Raw genomic sequence first — 19662 nt, forward strand, 5'->3', positions numbered from 1 at the left:
ATAAAATAGCCGCTCAAGTTACTAAGCCCCTGTAACCCGGAGCAAAAAAATCCCAAATCTATTTTATCGTATTTATCATTAATCTAAACCCCATAAGATTATGAAAAAAACCTACCTACTAGGCTGTAAGCTAGCGCTTACACTATTTCTTGTATTGCTTACTTCCGTGAGCTATTCGCAAAATCAAACATTTACATCTTCTGGAACTTTCACTGTACCTGTAGGCGTCACCAGTATTACTGTTGAAGCATGGGGCGGCGGCGGAAAAGGCGGAACACGAACCAATAACAGCGGTGGCGCTGGCGGCGGCGGCGGTGGCGCTTATGTTCGAAGCGTACTAACTGTAGTACCCACAACTTCTTATACCGTAACTGTCGGAGCAGGAAGTACAAGCACTGCCGCGGGAGGCGACTCTTGGTTCGGATCAAACACACTATTACTTGCCAAAGGAGGAGAAAGCGTTGCCAATAACACAACAGGAGGCGGCAATGGAGGCGCCGCAGGTTCCAGTATCGGCGACTTCAAACGCTCTGGCGGAAATGGTGCCAACGGTTCAGCCCTTATAACACTTTATGGCGGCGGCGGTGGTTCATCCGCTGGAACAGCACTTGACGGAGTCAGTGGAAATACAGCTAATGGCGGTACAGCTCCTGCAGGCGGAGGAAATGGAGGCGCTGGTGTTGGATCAGGTACTCAAAATGCTGGCGGGACAGACGGCTCCAACCCTGGCGGTGGCGGTGGCGGTGCCAAGAAAACAAGCGGTTCCTCTAATAGAAATGGAGGTGATGGCGGAAACGGACAGGTAATCATTACTTACACGTTGCCAAACGGTCCGGGTGGCGTTACTTCTGCCTTACAATTATGGCTACGTGCTGACTTAGTAAACGGTACTTCAACAGTTACAGACAATACCAATGTAACCTCATGGCAGACACAAGCGATGGGAAGCAATGCAACAGTACATACAGCAGGACAGGAACCTAAATACAAAAACAATCAAACTGATAACGTCAATTTTAACGCTGTTATTGATTTTGACAATATCTCGACAGAAGCATCGAGCAGCTATAATTATGCTTTAGCAGGCCAGCAATACCTTGGCGGCAGTACAGGATACTATACCCAAGACGTGTTTGTAGTTGTCATTCCGAATGTTACCGTAAACAGCTCTTTCGGAAGTATGGATATATTCTGTGCAGATTCTGATACTTCAACACAAACAAATGACGCTACCGGCGTTGGCTTTGGAGCTTATTCACAACGATTCAACAACGAAGTCCTTTCTTATGCCTACAATACATCTTCAGGATTAGGAAATGGATATGGAGTTGCAGAAACAAGTACCTCAAAAACATATTCTAATGTCGGTATAATCAACACTAGAAATAATTCTGGTTCGACAGCGCAAGAACTTTTTTATAACGGATTGAATGTCGTAAATACAACCTCAGCAGGAACTTTCATGAACTTATCCAATGGAAAATACTGGATTGGACGAAGCGAAGGCTGGAAAGCTACCCTTGACGGAAGAGTTGCAGAAATCATTACGTTCAGTTCTCGTAAAAATGATGCTTCCGAAAGAATCAAAATCGAAAGTTATCTGGCTATCAAATACGGTATCACCATGGGCGTTAATGGTACGTCGCAAAACTACGTAAATTCAGACGGAACAGTAATCTGGAACACGACTGCCAATGCAGGATTCAACTGGAATATTGCAGGAATCGGAAGAGACGATCTTTCAAAATTAAATCAAAAACAATCCCGAAGTGTCAATTTAGCTACTGATGTAGCCATAGGATTGGGAGAAGTTGCGGCCACAAATACAGCAAATGCAACAACTTTTTCAACCAATAAAGATTATTTGGTATGGGGATGCAACAACGGCTCTTTTGCTTCTTCAGGAACAACAACTAACGTAAACTTAGGTGGTCTTACCACTTCTTTTATTTCTGGAAACAGAAAATGGAAAATTGTAGAAACTGGTACAGATGTCGGACAGACTGTCGTTTCTCTTCCTAAATCATCTTTAACTTCGAACTTTACCAAAACGGCAACACAAGAATATGTATTGATCGTTTCGTCAAGCAGTGCTTTCGGCAGTAATGACATTGTGGATATTATTCCATTGACCGATACAGGCAGTAACTATGAGGCATGGTACGACTTTGACACTACCAAATACTTTAGCTTTGGTGTTGCCAACCAATTCGACAGCAAATACAGATTAGACAACCAGACTGGAGACTTTGTATTGGGAGAAAAAAACATCAATCTAAATTCAAGCTTTACCGTTTCTGGATGGATCAGACATACAAGCGGCGGCGGCGCAGTTCTTGCAAAAAATGGTGCCTATCAGTTCTACATCAACGCTTCTAATAAGCTAGTTGGAAACTGGAACGGTGCTGACAGGATTACGAGCATTACTTCTATTAATAATGGAAAATGGCATTATGTAGCAGTTACTTTCGCTAGCGGAACTGCAAATCTTTATATCGATGGTGTTTTAGATGCAACAGCTTCTAGCCTTCCTACTCCTGTTTCAAACACAGCTAACTTTTCTATTGGTGCGGTTTGGCAAGGAAAATCAACTATCACAAGCACTTTCTCTGGCGATATTGATGAAATCAGAATCTGGAGCAATGCGCTGACAAGCACTCAAATCCGCTTTGTGATGAATCAGGAAATAGAAAAAACCGGAACCGCCACTAACGGAAGAACCATTCCGAGCACAATTACAAAAAACGATATTTCCGTAATTCCATGGAACAGTCTTCAAGCTTATTATGATTTGAATACTTTTTACGGAACATCTATAAAAGATAAATCCGACAACAATCGTTGGGCAAGAATTAAATACCTTACGGTTGACAAAAACATCGTAGGCACGCAAACAGCGCCAATGCCTTATGTATCTACAACAGACGGAGCCTGGGCTACAATCGCAACATGGACAAACGGTACTTTGCAAGAGCTTCCAAATAATGTATCTATCGTAAACAGCAGCATCCCTGTAGATTGGAATATCGTACAAACTTCCCACAATGTTACTTCAGTAGGAAACAAGACGGTCTTAGGATTAATCGTTAGCAACAATACGCTCAGTGCCCAAAACGACACCAAACTAGAGGTTTCTCATTACTTGAAAGTAAATGGAAAAATCGACTTGGTAGGGAAATCACAGCTACTACAGACATTAAATAGCGATCTAGATCCGACAAGTTCAGGTTCTTTAGAAAGAGACCAACAAGGAACTAGCAACAAATACAATTACAACTACTGGTGCTCTCCTGTAGGTAATCCAAATAGCACTACCAACAACAATAATTATACTGTAAATAGCGTACTGAGAGATGGAACAACGACAACACCGCAAACCATATTATGGACATCGGCCAATGATGCAATTGCTGGTTCGCCTATAACATTAAGCAACAAATGGATTTATAAATTCCAAAGTTCTTCTAATAATTACGCCAACTGGATTTATGTCGGACATACCGGAGCTTTGAAAGCTGCTCAAGGTTTTACGATGAAAGGAAGTGCCGCTGCAACGCCAAACCAAAATTATACTTTTGTCGGCAAGCCAAACAATGGAAAAATCCAATACAATATCGGTCCGAACTTATTGAATCTGGCAGGAAATCCGTATACTTCTGCTTTAGACGCAACTGCCTTTATCAATGACAACTTGACTTCGACAACAGGAACTTTATATTTCTGGGATCATTTTGGCGGCGAAACTCACGTATTGCTATCGTATCTAGGGGGTTATGCGGCGAGAAATCTTGTCGGAGGAGTTGTTGCCATGTCACAGCCAGAGCTTGAAGACATCGGACCTGGGTCAAAAGCTCCAAACCGATATGTGCCAGTAGGACAAGGATTCTTTGTGACATCAAGCAATATCGGAGGGGATATGATTTTTAATAACAACCAAAGACAGTTTGCAAAAGAGAATCACGCTGATTCAAATGCGATGTTCAGAAATGGAAACCGAACAATTCCTCATGCTAATCATTTCGAGAACAATTCAGAAAATCTAGGAGAAGATCCTGATAATTTCATCAAAATAAGGCTTGGATTTGATTCAAGAAATAATTATCACAGGCAAATATTATTGGGCTTCATGAACGAAAATGCAAGCAGTGAGATTGAGCCAGGCTATGACGCAATCCACATTGACAGCCAAGTCAACGATATGTATTTTATCCACAACGGAACCAAATTGGTAATCCAAGGCGATGGTTATTTCAACACAGACAGTATCTATCCTTTGGCCGTAAAAGCAGACGCTGCCGGAAATGTAAAATTCATGCTTGACAAAGTAGAAAACCTAGATGAAGATCAAGAAGTCTACATTTTTGATAACATGACCGGAATCTACCACAGCATTAAAAACAACATTTTTCAGGTAAATCTTGACGCTGGATTACACGACAGAAGATTCTCGTTGAGATTCTCTACAACCGAAAATCTAGGCACTGTCGACCATGGACTTGAAGAAGGCATTGACATCGCTTTTACAAGCAACAACAATATATTACACATCAAAAATAAATTGCTAGACACAACCATAACTTCAGTTGAGGCATATACACTTTTAGGCCAAAATTTACGTTCGTGGAATGTTGAAAACGAAATACAACAAAATATCCAAATTCCGATTTCTAACTTAAGTACAGGAGCTTATATCGTTAAGGTAAAAACTACAAAAGGTGACTTGAGTACAAAAATCATTGTAAGATAATTATAATTTATGGGGATTATAATTTAGGTTTGTTTAATAAAAAAGTCCCGATTTCTCGGGACTTTTTACTTTTATAGTATTCAAAAATTATTGCAATAATGTTTTTAGACCGTTAAAATCTAGCGTATGTTTTTCGCCTGTTATCAAATCTTTTACGCTAAAAGTTTCGGCTGCAATTTCATTAGAACCTGCCATGACCACAAAAGGAATCTGGCGCTTTTCTGCATGTTTGAACTGCTTGTCTAATTTCGCTTTGTCTGGATATAATTCTACTTTTATTCCTTCATTTCTTAATCGGGTAATGGCCTGCATAGCATAAAAAGCTTCTTCATTTCCATAATTGAAAAAGATAGCTTTTGAAGAAACCGTTACCGTTTCCGGGAAAAGACCTAGTTCGTCCAAAACCAAGTAAATTCGGTCAAGTCCAAAAGAAATTCCGACCCCACTCATATTTTTCAGTCCAAAAATTCCAGTCAGGTCATCATACCTGCCTCCGCCTCCGATAGAACCCATGGCTACGGTTTTTGGAGCGGCCACTTCAAAAATAGCTCCCGTATAATAATTCAGTCCGCGAGCCAAAGTGACATCCAAATCAAAATTCGATTTTTTTAAGCCCAATTTGGCAATCGTATCGCAGATGAACTGCAACTCCTCTACTCCTTTTCTGCCTTCTTCAGATGATGACAAAAGTTCGGAAAGCTGGCTGATTTTTTCAGAAATCGTTCCTGTAAAATGAAACAGCGGCTGGACTTTTTCTATGGCTTCTCCTGAAATCCCTTTTTCTAGCATTTCTTTTTTTACGCCGTCCTCGCCTATTTTATCTAGCTTGTCCAATGCTACGGTAAAATCAATCAGCTTGTCGCTTGCGCCGATAACTTCTGCAATTCCAGATAGTATTTTTCGATTGTTGATTTTTATCGTAACGCCTTCCAGACCTAATTCTGCAAAAACCGAATCGTACAATTGCACTAATTCTACTTCTTGCCACAAAGATGTCGAACCTACAACATCGGCATCGCATTGATAAAATTCACGAAAGCGGCCTTTCTGCGGATTATCGGCTCTCCATACCGGCTGGATTTGGTACCTCTTGAAAGGAAATTCCAATTCTCCTTGACGCTGCACGACATATCGGGCAAAAGGCACAGTCAGGTCATAGCGTAATGCTTTTTCTGACAAAGAATTGGAAAATTTAGCCAGATTATTTGCTTCCAAAGCCGCCAAATCAGCTTTTTTGACTTTATCGCCAGAATTCAAGATTTTAAAAATCAAGCGGTCTCCTTCCTCTCCATACTTCCCCATGAGGGTTTCTGAATTTTCAAAAGACGGCGTTTCAATAGGCTGATAGCCAAATTTTTCAAAATTGGTTTTGATGATTTGGATGATATACTGTCGTTTCGAAACCTCGATCGGAGAAAAATCTCTGGTCCCTTTTGGAATTCCTGGTTTGGCCATTTTTTGACTTCTTAGATTGTACTTTAAACTTATGCAAATATCTTATTTTTATTTGGGATTTGGGAAAATAGAATCGGGTTTCAACTTTTGACTTTCGGCTTGCCACTTTTGTTCTAAAAATTCATACTTTAGAGCCATAAAACAGAAACATGTTCAAACTGCTGAAAGAAAATGTGCATATCGCAATGGGTTCCATTCGGACACAGTTATTGCGTACTATCCTTACGGTACTTATCATTGCAATCGGAATCACGGCATTGGTCGGAATCCTTACTTTGGTATCAGCTTTAGAAAATACTATCAGCGGCAACTTTTCGTCTATGGGTGCCAACACGTTTTCGATGGGCCAATATGACGCTTCAGCCCAAATCAACCGAAATAACAATGTTGAAAAGATAAATCCGATTATCAGTTATCCGCAGGCAAAGGCTTTCCAAGAGAAATACTCCTATCCTTTTACTTCGACTTCTTTATCATTTACAGCGACTTCAACAGCCGAAATTAAGTTTGAAAACAAAAAGACCGATCCAGATATTTCAGTTTTGGGAGTCGATGAAAACTTCCTCATCAATTCGGGTCTGGAAACTCAAATGGGACGAAATTTTACCGGATTTGACATCCAAAACAATAATTATGTCTGCGTAGTAGGTTCTGATTTTTTAAAAGGACTTTTAAAAGATATAAACCCGATTGACAAAGTGCTGTCTATACGAGGTGCCAAATTTAGGGTGATTGGCGTATTGAAAGAGAAAGGCTCCACTTTTGGAAACAGCCAAGATTTGCGAGTCCTCATCCCGACACAGATTGCACGTTCCTTATTTACTGCTCCCAACATCAATTATGACTTAAAAGTACTTGTTGGGAAAGAAGAATTATTAGATGCTGCTGTAGATGATGCCATTATCACGATGCGAAAAGTTCGAAAACTAAACCCTGTTGAAGAAAATAATTTCGGAATCACCAGAAGCGATGAGCTATTGGAAATGCTCCGATCTCAAACGGAATTTATGGGTTATGCGGCTTGGATAATTGGTATCATAACCGTCTTCGGGTCATCGATTGCTTTGATGAACATCATGATTGTTTCGGTGACGGAAAGAACACGCGAAATTGGAGTCCGAAAAGCACTTGGCGCTAAACGTTCGACCATTGCTTTCCAATTTTTCACAGAAAGTCTTGTTATTGGACAGCTGGGCGGTTTTGTGGGAATTATTCTCGGCGTATTGATTGGCTATGGAATTTCTACCGGGCTGGATTTTGAATTTGTCGCTCCTTGGAAAGCTATTATTGCCGCTGTAATTATCAGTTTTATCGTAGCTTTATTTTCAGGCCTTTACCCTGCTATAAAAGCCGCTTATCTGGATCCTATCGAGGCTTTGAGATACGAATAAATCAATTTAACCGTCTGATTTTAATCCAAAAATCATCCGGTCATTGTCGTAAATATCTTTTCTCAATTCTATATCCTTAAAGTTTTTTGCTTGCAACAAATCCATCATTTCTGTTCCTAGATACTGATTGATTTCAAAATAAAGCTGTCCGTTTTGGACAAGGTTTTTTTGTCCTAATTCAGCAATTTTTCGATAGAAAATTAGGGCATCGTCATCTTCAACAAACAATGCCAAATGCGGCTCGTAGTCCAAAACATTCTTTTTGATTTCTTCTTTTTCAAGATTTCTCACATACGGCGGATTGGAAACGATAATGTCAAAATTTTGTCCTAGATCTTCAGTTTCTAAAATATTTTTTAATAGAAAAGTCACATCTACTTCATTTTTCACCGCATTTCTTTTTGCAGTTTCCAGCGCTTTTTCAGAAACATCAATAGCAAAAACTGTTGCATCTTGAAGATTTTTGGCCAGCGTAATAGCAATACAGCCGCTTCCTGTCCCGATATCAAGAATTTTTATTTTTCCTTTAAATTCATTTTTTTTGACAATCCACTCTACCAATTCTTCCGTCTCTGGGCGCGGAATCAGTGTATTTTCATTAACTTCAAATTCTAATCCGTAAAAATGTGCCTTACCTAAAATATATTGTATTGGAATTTCTTTTTGCAACTTTTCTGTAATCGAATTCCACTTTTCAAGTTCTTCATCAGAAAAAGAAAATCCTGGATTCAAAGCCAAATCAATCCTTTTCATCAGGTGCAAATCTTCTAAAATGATATAAAAGAAACTTTCTGTTTCAAGTAAATCATATAGCGGAGTGAGTTTTTCGATAAAAAGAGTTTTGTAGTCTTTGGCAAGCATTGCTTCGTAATTTATGATTCAAGATTAACAGTCAAAAGTCCTGACTATTTCAGACACTTTTTTGACCAAATTTTCTTTTGCTTTTGAGGAAAGGAACAAAATTACCCTTTCTTCTTCGTAATGTCTATTCGCGCTAAAGATAAAATCAAGTTTTCCATCGCGATCGATGTCGCCGACAAAAATTAGTTCTACGAAAGTATCATTAAAAGAATCTTCTTTTAAAAGCAATTTTTCAGGAGTATCTTTTGTGGAAATAAAAAGCTTGTAGTTTTCCACTTTATGCCAAGGCACAGGATTTTCACTGCCATCTTCCATCGTCTCTCCTTTTTCGATGATATCTCCCTCGCCTCTCAAAAAGTATTCAACATTGTTGAAAGTAAACGCTATTTTCTCTTTTGGCCAGATTCGTTTTTGAGAAATTTTCAACGACTTCACTTCTCCTAATTTTAACTCCGGATAATCCATGAAAAGAACCGTTTTATTTCGAGATTCGATTGTCTTTGTAGAATCGCCGCTGCATTCTGAAAAACCGCTTTCAAGATCAAAATCGGCTTTTCCTAAATAATATTTTCCATTCTTTTCGTATAAATCAATCCAATTTTTGGTTAGCGATTTTGCCGGATTTTCACCTTCCCAATCTCTAAAAGTAGAAGCTAGTAAAATAGCAAAATCATTTTTGAACTCTTCATCTACGACTGTTTCAACGGATTTTATCTCTATCGAAGAAACTTCTTTTTTAACAGACAAAGTATCGTTCGCTTCCTCAGTTTTTGTCTTGGCTTTTGTACAGGATACTAAAATTGAGAACAAAAACACTAATGCAAATAGCTTCTTCATAGATTATAATATTTTTAGCATCCAAACCGGACAAGAGGTATGACCTGTATTGCCCATCGGCGCATCTAAATAATCAAAGTCAAATTTCTTGTAAAGCTTTTGGGCTTCTTCCATGTAAGGCATGGTTTCAAGATAGCATTTTTCATAGCCAAATTCTTTTGCTTTGCCTAGGCATTTCTCCATCATCTTTGTACCTAAGCCCAATCCTCTGGCTTCTGATAAAAAATACATTTTCTGCAATTCGCAGACGTCTTTCGGTCCATTTTCAAGCTGTGTCACACCTGCCCCGCCTATAATTTTTCCGTCTTTTTCAACAACAAAATAAGCAGATTTTGGCGCTGAATAATTCTCCTGCATAAAATCAAGCGACGGATCGGCATAGGCCGTACCGACTTTTGGCACATTATGTTCAATCAAAACCTCGCGAATCACTTTGGCAATCGCAACGTTGTCAGTCTTTTGGATTTCTCTTATTATAATCGTGCTCATTCTTGACGGAAAAACTTATTTTTGTGACGTGAAGATACACGAAAAATACATAAAACGATGCATCGAGCTTGCCAAAAATGGACTGGGAACAACCTATCCGAATCCATTGGTAGGAAGTGTTATCGTGCATGAAAATAAAATTATCGGCGAAGGTTGGCATAAAAAAGCGGGCGAGCCACATGCTGAAGTCAATGCCGTCAATTCTGTAAAAGACAAATCTTTACTTGCTGAATCGACAATTTATGTCAGCTTGGAACCTTGCAGCCACTTCGGAAAAACACCTCCTTGCTGCGACTTAATTATCCAGCAAAAAATCCCCAATATTGTTATCGGCACCATCGATCCATTTGCTAAAGTTTCTGGAAACGGAATCAAAAAACTGATTAAAGCGGGCAGAAATGTGACAGTCGGAATTTTGGAAAAAGAATGCAATGAACTGAACAAGCGTTTTTTTACGTTTCACCAGAAAAAAAGACCTTATATAATCTTGAAATGGGCAGAAAGTGCTGACGGATTTTTGAGTCCTAATACCAAAGAAGAACAAAAGCCGGTTTGGATTACTAATACGTATTCCCGTCAAATGGTTCACAAATGGAGAACTGAAGAGCAAGCAATTTTAGTAGGAACACAAACTGTTTTAGATGATAATCCAAGACTAGATTCCCGCGACTGGAAAGGAAATAACCCGATACGGATCGTACTAGACAGGACTGGAAAAATCTCTAATGACTATTTTGTAAAAGACAATACAACCAAAACAATTATCATTACCGAACAGGAAAAATTAACAAATTCTGAAAATATTATTTTTGAAAATGTTATCTTTGATAGTAGCCTTCCTGATTCCATTTTGGAAATTTTATATAAAAATGATATCCAATCGGTCATCATCGAAGGTGGCAAAAAAACGTTGCAGACTTTCATTGACGCAGGTCTTTGGGATGAAGCACGGGTTTTTAAAGGAACACATTTTTTTCTATCCGGAACAGCAGCCCCTAAGCTTAAAGGAGAATTAATCGAAAGGAAAAACATCTTGAATGACGAACTTTTAATTTTCAAAAGCCATGGTTAATACGATAATTTTTGATTTTGGAGATATTTTCATAAACCTGGATTTCAATGCTATGGAAAACGCCATGAAATCACTAGGGCTCAAAGAATGGAATGAAGATCTAGACAAGCTGAATTATAAATTTGAGAAAGGAAAGATCAAGGAAGAAGATTTTTTGAAAGGAATTCAAAATTATATTCCGAAAGCTTCTTTAGAACAGATAAAAAACGCTTGGAGCAAAGTCCTATTAGATTTTCCCTTGTATCGATTAGAATTCCTGCAAAAGCTTTCGCACAATTACCAGCTGTTTTTGTTGAGCAATACTGACGCTATCCATGTAGAACAATTCGAAAATATGGTAGGCGAATCTTTCAGTCGTGATTTTTATCAATGTTTTGAAAAGGTTTATTTTTCTTTCGAAATAGGACAGCGAAAGCCAGAACCGGAAGCCTTTAACTATATTATCAACAAGCACGAATTATCACCTAAGCGCACTTTATTTGTAGACGACAGAAAAGCCAATACCGATGTTGCAGAAAGCCTTGGCTTCCAAGTTTGGAATCTACAGGTCGGCGAAGAAGATGTGGTAGACTTGTTCGATAAAAAAATCATTTCTTTATAGGTTTGGAAATAAAAGACACTTATAGGACGCTTGACTTTCCTTCGGAAGAAGTTTTATACAAAGAAAAAAACAGCAAGTTTTTCGGCTATGCCTTCCCGATTTCTTCAGAAGAACAAGCAAAAGATTTTCTTGACGACTTACGCAAACAACACCATTCCGCAAGACATTGGTGTTATGCCTTCCAACTTGGAACAGAAAAAATTCATTTCAGGGCCAATGATGACGGCGAACCTAGTAATAGTGCCGGAATGCCTATTTACGGACAGATTCAATCTTTTGAAATCACGAATGTTTTAGTTGTAGTTGTACGCTATTTTGGAGGTGTAAAATTAGGAGTCGGCGGCTTGATTTCAGCCTATAGAACTGCAGCCCAAATGGCTTTGGAAGCTTCTGAAATCGTAGAAAAAACTATCGACATCCACTATTTAGTTTCTTTTGACTACAAAAACATGAACAAGGTGATGCGGGTCATCAAAGAAAAAAACCTTGACATTGTTTCCCAAAAAATGGAAATGAGCTGTGAAATTGAACTAAAAACCCGAAAAAAAAATGCCGAAATGGTATTCGACATTTTTTCAAATTTATATGAAATCAGCATTAAATTGAAAGAATAAATTACAAAAATGCGAATTCAATATTATTCTTCAATAAACGCTAAAAGTTTCTCAACAATATAACTTGGAGGAAGGGTCGGACGCCCTGTTTTCATGTCCACAAATACTAACACAGAATTGCCGATTGTTAATAACTCATTTTCTTCGTTATAGATTTCGTAGTCAAATTCTATCTTGACAGAAGTCTGGCTTTTAAAGATTGTCTTTACCCGAATCAAATCGTCATAACGCGCCGGTTTTTTGTAATTCATGGAAAGTGAAACTACTGGAAGCATGATTCCGTTCTCTTCCATCCATTTATAAGAAAGCCCAAGGTTTCTGAGCCATTCCACGCGACCCATCTCAAAATATTGGGCATAATTGCCATGATAAACAACTCCCATTTGGTCCGTTTCGGCATAGCGAACCCTTACTTTAAATTCATATTCTCGCATGTCTTTTTTCAGTTTAAATTTAAGGTTAAGACAATGTTTTTATACTGTGTACTTACAACAATATTTTTACAAAATCAACATGTAATTAATTTTTTTTTACAGATTTTTGTCACATATTTGTTCTCCCGAAGAAGTTACGAAAGATGCACTTTTTCTTTTGTAGGATTTACTTTAAAAAACATAATAATTTATCTTAATATATGAACAAAACTGCGCAATCGGTATGGGAAAATTGTCTCTCATTTATAAAGGACAACATTCAAGATCAAGCCTACAAAACTTGGTTTGAACCAATTAAATCGGTTGAGCTAACAGACAATGCTTTATACATTCAAGTTCCTAGTAAATTTTTCTATGAATGGCTAGAAGAACACTACGTTAAATTATTAAAAGTTGCGTTGACAAAAGAACTTGGAAAAAACGCAAAGTTACTGTATAAAATCAAGATGGAAAACACTTATGGCAACAAACAACCGTTTACGGAACAATTGCCAAGTGCTCATCGTTCTCCTGTAAAAGCTCAGGATGTCGACGTTCCATTGCAAAATAAAAATCCAGAGCTAAAAAATCCGTTTATCATTCCTGGAATCAGAAACGTCAAAATCGAATCACAGCTGAATGCGAATTACAGTTTTGATAATTTTCTCGAAGGTGATTCCAACCGATTAGCGCGTTCTGCAGGTATGGCTGTTGCTAACAAACCTGGAGGAACTTCTTTTAATCCGTTGTTGATTTTTGGTGGTGTTGGTTTGGGAAAGACGCACTTAGCTCATGCTATCGGTGTCGAAATCAAGGACAAATATCCTGAAAAAACGGTACTTTATATTTCTGCCGAGATTTTCACGCAACAATATATCGACTCGGTAAAGAAAAATACACGTAACGACTTTATTCATTTCTATCAATTAATTGATGTCTTGATTATAGACGACGTGCAATTCTTATCTGGAAAGACAGGAACGCAAGACGTATTTTTCCACATTTTCAACTACCTTCACCAAAACGGAAAACAAGTCATCCTTACTTCCGACAAGGCTCCAGTAGACATGCAAGATATCGAGCAGCGATTGCTTTCACGTTTCAAGTGGGGACTTTCGGCCGAATTGCACCAGCCTGATTACGAAACAAGGATTTCTATCTTAAAAAATATCCTGTACCGTGATGGTGTTGAAGTTCCGGAAGAAATCATTGAATATGTAGCTAGAAATATCAAATCGAATGTCCGTGAATTAGAAGGAGCTATTATTTCCTTGATTGCACAATCTTCTTTCAACAAAAAAGAAGTGACTTTAGATTTGGCAAAACAGGTTGTAGAAAAATTCGTAAAAAACGTAAAGCGCGAAATTTCGATCGATTATATCCAAAAAGTAGTTTCAGATTATTTCCAATTGGATTTGGACATGCTTCAATCAAAAACAAGAAAGCGCCACGTGGTACAAGCCAGACAGCTAGCCATGTTTTTCGCTAAAAAATACACAAAAGCCTCTTTAGCCAATATCGGATCTCAAATTGGAGACCGCGATCACGCAACCGTATTACATGCCTGCAAGACCGTTGACAATCTAGTTTCGACAGACAAACAGTTTAAGAAATTTGTTGACGATATCAATAAGAAATTATCTTTATAAGAATTCAGACCTTCTGAAATCTAAAATCTGATAACCTACATTTTACAATTATGCCTGTAAAAATCTTGATGGTCTGCCTCGGAAATATTTGCCGTTCGCCTTTGGCAGAAGGAATTTTACAATCAAAACTCCCTCGAGACAAATTCCTTGTAGATTCAGCTGGAACGGGCAATTGGCATGTAGGCAAGCAGCCTGATTCCCGTTCTATAGCCATTGCAAAATTAAAAGGACTTGATATTTCAAGGCAGAAAGGCAGATTATTTACTACAAAAGATTTTGAAACCAACGATTATATTTTTGTAATGGACAATTCCAATTATAAAGATGTGATCCGATTGGCTCCAAACGCAGAAGCAAAATCAAAAGTCAGCTTGATTCTCAACGAACTTTTTCCTGACGAAAATGTAGACGTCCCTGATCCGTATTTTGGATTGGAAGACGGATTCGCAAATGTATACGGAATGCTGGACGAAGTCTGCGACATCATAGCTGAAAAACTTATAGCAAAACATCAATGAAAATCCTAGGAAAATTATACCTGATCCCAACCACTCTTGGCGAAAGCGATCCGATGGACGTATTGCCTCAGACCGTTAAAAAAGCCATAGACTTCATTGATTATTATATTGTAGAAAACGAAAAAACAGCCAGAAAATCTATCAAAGCTGCCCATCCCGAAAAGAAACAGCCAGATTTAAAAATCAGCCTACTAAACAAACATACCGAAGTCAAAGAACACGCCCAAATGATTGCTCCTTGCCTTCAAGGAATCAATGTCGGGCTAATGTCAGAAGCCGGATGTCCGGGTGTTGCCGATCCAGGTGCTGCCATCGTCAAAATTGCGCATGAAAAAGGAATTCAGGTTGTTCCGCTTGTAGGCCCTTCTTCTATCTTGCTAGCTCTTATGGGTTCGGGGATGAACGGACAGAGCTTTGCTTTCAACGGTTATCTTCCGATTGACAAATCGGAGAAGAAATCCGCTTTAAAAAATTTAGAAAAACTATCGTACGACAAAAACCAGTCGCAACTTTTTATAGAAACACCTTATAGAAACAACAAACTTTTAGAAGACATTCTTCAGACTTTACAGCCGAACACACATTTGTGCATTGCATGTGATATTACCCTACCGACTGAGTACATCAAGACTTTAAGAGTAGCGGATTGGAAGAAAACAAAAGTCGATTTGCACAACCGACCTTGTATTTTTATCATCCATAAAATGTATTAGGCAAAAATAAATCTAAATAAAAAAGGAAGACTGACAAAATCAATCTTCCTTTTTTATTTTAAGTAAATCTGACAATTAGTTCAGCTTCACCTTTGCGTTCATATTGGCAATGATATGCGAAGTATCATACCCTCCAAATAGTTTAAAATAACTTTTCATTGAAGTACCAAAGCCGTCTTTGAATTTGCGTCTTCCGTTGCTATTCAAATAACTTTTTACAGAACCCGCGCCACCTAAATGTGCTGCAGCCAAGATTCCAGATTCGGTAATTTTTACGCCGTTAATAATCTTTCCTTCAAATTTTTCAATTTCTGCCGCAAGCTGTGCTTTGTTGATAGAAAGCAATGCTTTGAAAGCTTTTTCTTGAAGTCTTGGACTATTCAGGAATTCCACTTTACTTTTAATTCCAATAGAACGCAAGGCAGACATACCAAATTGGTATTTTCCCATGTATCCGAAAGAATTAACTAACTTGTATTGGCCTTGAGATTCTCTTATGGCGATTGCCTGTTTAAAGCCGGTGTACGATTTTCCTGTGTAAGGAAGTTCTAGATTAACATATTGGCTTTCATCTTGTGTGGGAACGGTGCAAATGATTTCTTCATCTTCTCCTACATAAAACCAAGAGTTTTTTTCTGATTCTTTAGATGTAAAACCTAAAGTAATGAATGCGACTGAGACTATCAGACCCGCAAAAAAGTAACATTTTTTTATCATAAATTTGATTTCTCAAGCCCTGTCACCATCTTGAAATTTCTACGGGGCAAATATACGATAAATAATATGAATCTGAAAATCAGGCTGTTAATGTTTTCTAAAAATAGACGAAGTGCCATTTTACACCGCCTAACTCCCTGAATTCTAAAGTAGGGGCAGGAACTTTCACAGAATTAAAAATGGAAAAAAGCGTCTTTAAAAAGTGAGAATTGGTGTTAATTTTAGTCAAGTCAACATCCAAACTCAGGTAAAATTGTCTTGTTCTTTCCTTTTCAGGAAGAAAAATAGTGTTCACTAGCTCATCGTTTGCGGTAATCATTCCTTCACCTCCATAACCAACGGCAACATTCAGCCATTTCGGAATTTTTGACTCTTTAAAAAAGGAATGGATATTTGCCGAAAGCCAATACGTCTGTCCATTATAATCTTTCAAGATTTCTTCAGAAAAAGAAGCACCCAAAACATCAGGCCTTGCTTTAGCATACGGAGTCTGATGAAACGAGAATTTGGGAACAATGCGTTGCTCTTTCCATAGCAGTTCTTGAGAAACGTATAATGCGGTTCCTGAAGCATTTGCTGCAACATCACCCCAAGAAAATCCCCATTCAGAAGAATAACCATCTAGGATTTCAACAGCTGTCAGAAACACGAAACCTGTCGTGGCGCCATAAATGAGCTGGTCTTTTTTAGAAACGCCGCTCCAATCCAAAAGCTCGGCTCCAAAACGGCCAATATGGTAGGAAGAATACACATGCCCGGCTTTGTCCATCTGCAGCCAATGGGCATTATCATTTTTAAAATGGAAGCTTGATTTTTCGTAATCGCTATACCAAAGTTGATTCAATCCGACTAAAGCACCGCTAATCGCTATGCTTTCTGAGATTACCACGGCATTTCTTCGGGAAATATCTAAACTATCAGATGGCTTGAGAAAATCCTGAAACTGATTTTGCGCCAAGCCATCTGAGACTATTAGAAAAAATAAAAAATATACTACTTTAGAGAATCTCAAAACTATCTATTGATTCCTTGTTTGTTAACCCAAGCCACATATTTCTGGCGATTTACTTCATGCTGTGCAGGAGTTACTGCAAACTCATGGTATCCAAAATTAGTAACGCTGGCACAGAAATAAATATAATTGTGTTTTTCTGGGTTCAAGACCGCATCGATTGCCGTGACGTCGGGCATTGCAATCGGCCCAGGAGGCAATCCAGTGTTTCGATAGGTATTATAAGGAGAAACAGTTTCCAAGTCTTTATATAAAACTCTTTTGATAACTCGGTCGAAATCATTAGCTTCTTTTTTAACGGCATAGATAACCGTCGGATCCGCTTCCAGCTTCATTCCGGACTGCAGTCTGTTTAAATAGACACCTGCAACTCTAGGTCTTTCATCTGTTTTTACCGTTTCTTTATGCACGATTGAAGCCAAAGCTGAAACTTCAAGCGGCGTAAGATGTAATGCTTCAGCTTTTGCTTTCCTATCGGCATTCCAAAAATTGCGGTATTCTTTTGCCATTCTATCACGGAATTTTTCAGCAGATGTATTCCAGAAAAACTCATAAGAATTGGGAATAAACATGCTCAATACATTTTCTTCTGTAAATCCGTTTTCTTCTAAAAAGGTCTTGTCTGTAAACGCTTTCATCAAAGAAGTACTGTCAGCTTCAATCTGAGAACCGATTCTTCCTGCAAAATCTTCTAATCTTTCTTGATTATTGAAAGCAATTTTTGTTTCTAAAGGTTGGCGTAAAGAGTTGATAATATCGTTATTATTCATTCCTTTTTTCAAAAGAAATTTTCCTGCTTTTACATTGGTTACATACGATTTTTTCTTGGCAACCATTTTAAAGTTGTCCATATTATCAATGTATGGCGCCACAATTTTCTCTACAGAAGCATAATCAGAATCGGTAGGAATATATACGAAAACTTCTTTTTCATCAAATTTTGTATTGGCAGAAAAAATCTTTCTGTAAAGCATATAGCCGTAAATAGACAAGGCAAGTACTAAAAGCACTGAAAATATGACAAGGATTTTTTTGATTTTCACTTTGTAAATGTTTTTTTTAAGATTGCTGATTGATTAACTGAAACATCGCTTCGTCTTTATAAACGCCGTCGATGAGATTCCATTGTTTTTTTATTCCGATTTTTTGAAAGCCAAAATTAGTAAAAAGCGTGATACTTGCTTCATTCTCGGGATTGATATTTGCAAATAACTGTTTTACGTTTAATTGCTTGAAAGAATAACCTATTAGGAGTTCAAGTGCTTGTGAACCGATACCTTGATTTCTATTTCCTTCATCTTTGATAATAATTCCGATACCCGCACGATTATTTCTCGGATCGTATTCGAATAAATCAATCAATCCTACCGCTTGAAAAGTATCATTTTTACAGATTGCCAAACGCAATTGTTTTGCCTCATAAATGTCTTGATATGCATTTTCGAGATATTGCCGTATGAGAAAACGACTGTATGGCGTCTGCGTATTGCTAAATTCCCATATCGATTCGTCGTTCTCGATAGCAAAAATAAACTCAAGATCTTCAGGTTCGAGAGCACGCAGGTAGATATTTTTTCCTTGCAAGGTTATCATTCAGATTAATTAGGCGTTAGATTAGACCGAAATATTCCCTTCAAAGACAAAGGCAGCTGGGCCTTTTAGAAAAACATCAACATATTTTCCTTCAGTTGGAGTAAAAGAAACTTCGAGTTTTCCGCCTTGTACATTCAGGTTGACTTTGTTGGATTCTGTCTTTCCTAAAGCTTTCATGGCTATGGCTACAGCTGTAGCGCCGGTTCCGCAAGAAAGCGTCTCATCTTCAACACCTCTTTCATAGGTTCTTAGTGAAAAAGTGTCAGCAGATTTTTGACTTACAAAATTCACATTACTTCCTGCCTTGCCATATAATTCGCCATATCGGATTGCCGCGCCTTTTTCTTTTACTTCGAAATGCTCTAAATCTTCAACCAATTGCACATGATGTGGCGAACCTGTATCTAAAAACACATAACTATCTTCGATTCTGACTTCATCGACATCTTTCATCTGCAAGGAAACAATTCCATCATCAGAAATAGTAGCATGATGCAGCCCGTCTGTTGCAATAAAAGTTGCTTTATTTTCGATAATCCCTAAGCTTTTTGCAAAAGCAACCAAGCATCGTCCCCCGTTACCACACATGGAACTTTGGTTACCATCAGAATTGTAATAGACCATTTTGAAGTCTGTCGAATTGTCATTTTCTAAAAGAATCAATCCGTCAGCGCCTATTCCGAAACGTCTGTTGCAGAGGGTTTCTACCAGTTTGGTATTATTTTTGGAAAATACATCTTGACGATTATCAATCAAGATAAAGTCGTTTCCTGTTCCTTGATATTTATAGAAATTGATTTCCATTTCGAAATTTTATTTTATTCAATCCTGTCAGAGTTAAGAACTCTGACAGGGCAAAATTAATTACAACAAAAGTACGAATATTAATGAAAAGTTAATCATTGTTAATCGTGAGTTAAACTCAAAATCACGATACAATTTTCAATCTATATTTACGATTAAATAACTTAATTATTAAC

At 38.0% G+C, this 19662-nt stretch carries 18 protein-coding genes; 8 read left to right on the top strand and 10 right to left on the bottom strand.

Annotated features, from left to right (window positions below):
- The first annotated feature begins 100 nt into the window (after window positions 1-100).
- A complete protein-coding gene (locus GGR22_RS03700) occupies window positions 101-4747 on the top strand; it encodes a LamG-like jellyroll fold domain-containing protein (RefSeq protein ID WP_182492620.1) in 4647 nt (1548 codons plus the stop codon).
- 87 nt (window positions 4748-4834) lie between these two features.
- Here GGR22_RS03700 and hisS read toward each other — a convergent pair whose 3' ends face one another.
- Entirely contained in the window at window positions 4835-6202 is a 1368-nt protein-coding gene (gene hisS, locus GGR22_RS03705) for a histidine--tRNA ligase (protein ID WP_182492621.1), read from the bottom strand.
- Window positions 6203-6351: 149 nt separating this feature from the next.
- Between hisS and GGR22_RS03710 the strand changes: the two genes are divergently transcribed.
- On the top strand, window positions 6352-7593 hold the full coding sequence (locus GGR22_RS03710) for an ABC transporter permease (RefSeq protein WP_121375023.1): 1242 nt from the start codon (window positions 6352-6354) through the stop codon (window positions 7591-7593).
- 6 nt (window positions 7594-7599) lie between these two features.
- Here GGR22_RS03710 and prmC read toward each other — a convergent pair whose 3' ends face one another.
- The 3 genes from prmC to GGR22_RS03725 are packed head-to-tail and all read right to left on the bottom strand — an operon-like array spanning window position 7600 to window position 9780.
- Window positions 7600-8454 carry a peptide chain release factor N(5)-glutamine methyltransferase gene (gene prmC / locus GGR22_RS03715; protein ID WP_182492622.1) on the bottom strand — a complete coding sequence of 285 codons (855 nt, stop codon included), beginning with the start codon at window positions 8452-8454 and terminating at the stop codon, window positions 7600-7602.
- 24 nt (window positions 8455-8478) lie between these two features.
- A complete protein-coding gene (locus tag GGR22_RS03720) occupies window positions 8479-9291 on the bottom strand; it encodes a hypothetical protein (protein WP_182492623.1) in 813 nt (270 codons plus the stop codon).
- 3 nt (window positions 9292-9294) lie between these two features.
- The gene (locus GGR22_RS03725; protein ID WP_182492624.1) at window positions 9295-9780 is read right to left on the bottom strand and encodes a GNAT family N-acetyltransferase; all 486 of its coding nucleotides are present in this window, start codon (window positions 9778-9780) and stop codon (window positions 9295-9297) included.
- A gap of 28 nt (window positions 9781-9808) precedes the next feature.
- Between GGR22_RS03725 and ribD the strand changes: the two genes are divergently transcribed.
- Genes ribD through GGR22_RS03740 form a run of 3 tightly spaced genes read left to right on the top strand, consistent with a single transcriptional unit; the run spans window position 9809 to window position 12067 of the window.
- Window positions 9809-10852 carry a bifunctional diaminohydroxyphosphoribosylaminopyrimidine deaminase/5-amino-6-(5-phosphoribosylamino)uracil reductase RibD gene (ribD, locus tag GGR22_RS03730; protein ID WP_182492625.1) on the top strand — a complete coding sequence of 348 codons (1044 nt, stop codon included), beginning with the start codon at window positions 9809-9811 and terminating at the stop codon, window positions 10850-10852.
- Window positions 10845-11453, top strand: coding sequence for an HAD family hydrolase (locus GGR22_RS03735; RefSeq protein ID WP_182492626.1), 609 nt, complete (start codon window positions 10845-10847; stop codon window positions 11451-11453). The genes ribD and GGR22_RS03735 overlap by 8 nt, the downstream gene beginning before the upstream one ends.
- Window positions 11454-11455: 2 nt before the next feature.
- Window positions 11456-12067: an IMPACT family protein gene (locus GGR22_RS03740; protein ID WP_182492627.1), complete on the top strand. Its 612-nt coding sequence runs from the start codon at window positions 11456-11458 to the stop codon at window positions 12065-12067.
- 23 nt (window positions 12068-12090) lie between these two features.
- Here the strand turns inward: GGR22_RS03740 and GGR22_RS03745 are convergent, their stop codons facing one another.
- On the bottom strand, window positions 12091-12501 hold the full coding sequence (locus GGR22_RS03745; protein WP_182492628.1) for an acyl-CoA thioesterase: 411 nt from the start codon (window positions 12499-12501) through the stop codon (window positions 12091-12093).
- 200 nt (window positions 12502-12701) lie between these two features.
- Between GGR22_RS03745 and dnaA the strand changes: the two genes are divergently transcribed.
- From dnaA to GGR22_RS03760, 3 genes are read left to right on the top strand one after another with little or no spacing between them, the layout of a single operon-like run.
- Complete coding sequence (dnaA, locus tag GGR22_RS03750) at window positions 12702-14129, top strand: chromosomal replication initiator protein DnaA (RefSeq protein ID WP_121375030.1); 1428 nt, start codon at window positions 12702-12704, stop codon at window positions 14127-14129.
- Between the two features lie 50 nt (window positions 14130-14179).
- Window positions 14180-14647 (top strand): low molecular weight protein-tyrosine-phosphatase, encoded by a 468-nt coding sequence (locus GGR22_RS03755; RefSeq protein ID WP_121375031.1) that lies wholly within the window; start codon window positions 14180-14182, stop codon window positions 14645-14647.
- The gene (locus tag GGR22_RS03760; protein ID WP_182492629.1) at window positions 14644-15360 is read left to right on the top strand and encodes an SAM-dependent methyltransferase; all 717 of its coding nucleotides are present in this window, start codon (window positions 14644-14646) and stop codon (window positions 15358-15360) included. The genes GGR22_RS03755 and GGR22_RS03760 overlap by 4 nt, the downstream gene beginning before the upstream one ends.
- 75 nt (window positions 15361-15435) lie before the next feature.
- Here GGR22_RS03760 and GGR22_RS03765 read toward each other — a convergent pair whose 3' ends face one another.
- The 5 genes from GGR22_RS03765 to dapF form a co-directional block, all read right to left on the bottom strand.
- On the bottom strand, window positions 15436-16077 hold the full coding sequence (locus GGR22_RS03765) for a peptidoglycan-binding protein LysM (RefSeq protein WP_121375033.1): 642 nt from the start codon (window positions 16075-16077) through the stop codon (window positions 15436-15438).
- 97 nt (window positions 16078-16174) lie between these two features.
- Window positions 16175-17035 (bottom strand): DUF2279 domain-containing protein, encoded by an 861-nt coding sequence (locus tag GGR22_RS03770; RefSeq protein WP_246336910.1) that lies wholly within the window; start codon window positions 17033-17035, stop codon window positions 16175-16177.
- A gap of 56 nt (window positions 17036-17091) precedes the next feature.
- A complete protein-coding gene (mltG, locus tag GGR22_RS03775; protein WP_182492631.1) occupies window positions 17092-18132 on the bottom strand; it encodes an endolytic transglycosylase MltG in 1041 nt (346 codons plus the stop codon).
- 16 nt (window positions 18133-18148) lie between these two features.
- A complete protein-coding gene (locus GGR22_RS03780; protein WP_182492632.1) occupies window positions 18149-18682 on the bottom strand; it encodes a GNAT family N-acetyltransferase in 534 nt (177 codons plus the stop codon).
- Between the two features lie 21 nt (window positions 18683-18703).
- The gene (dapF, locus tag GGR22_RS03785) at window positions 18704-19486 is read right to left on the bottom strand and encodes a diaminopimelate epimerase (RefSeq protein ID WP_182492633.1); all 783 of its coding nucleotides are present in this window, start codon (window positions 19484-19486) and stop codon (window positions 18704-18706) included.
- Window positions 19487-19662: the final 176 nt, after the last annotated feature.

The organism is Flavobacterium gossypii, from assembly GCF_014138495.1.
Taxonomy (GTDB): Bacteria; Bacteroidota; Bacteroidia; order Flavobacteriales; family Flavobacteriaceae; genus Flavobacterium; species Flavobacterium endophyticum.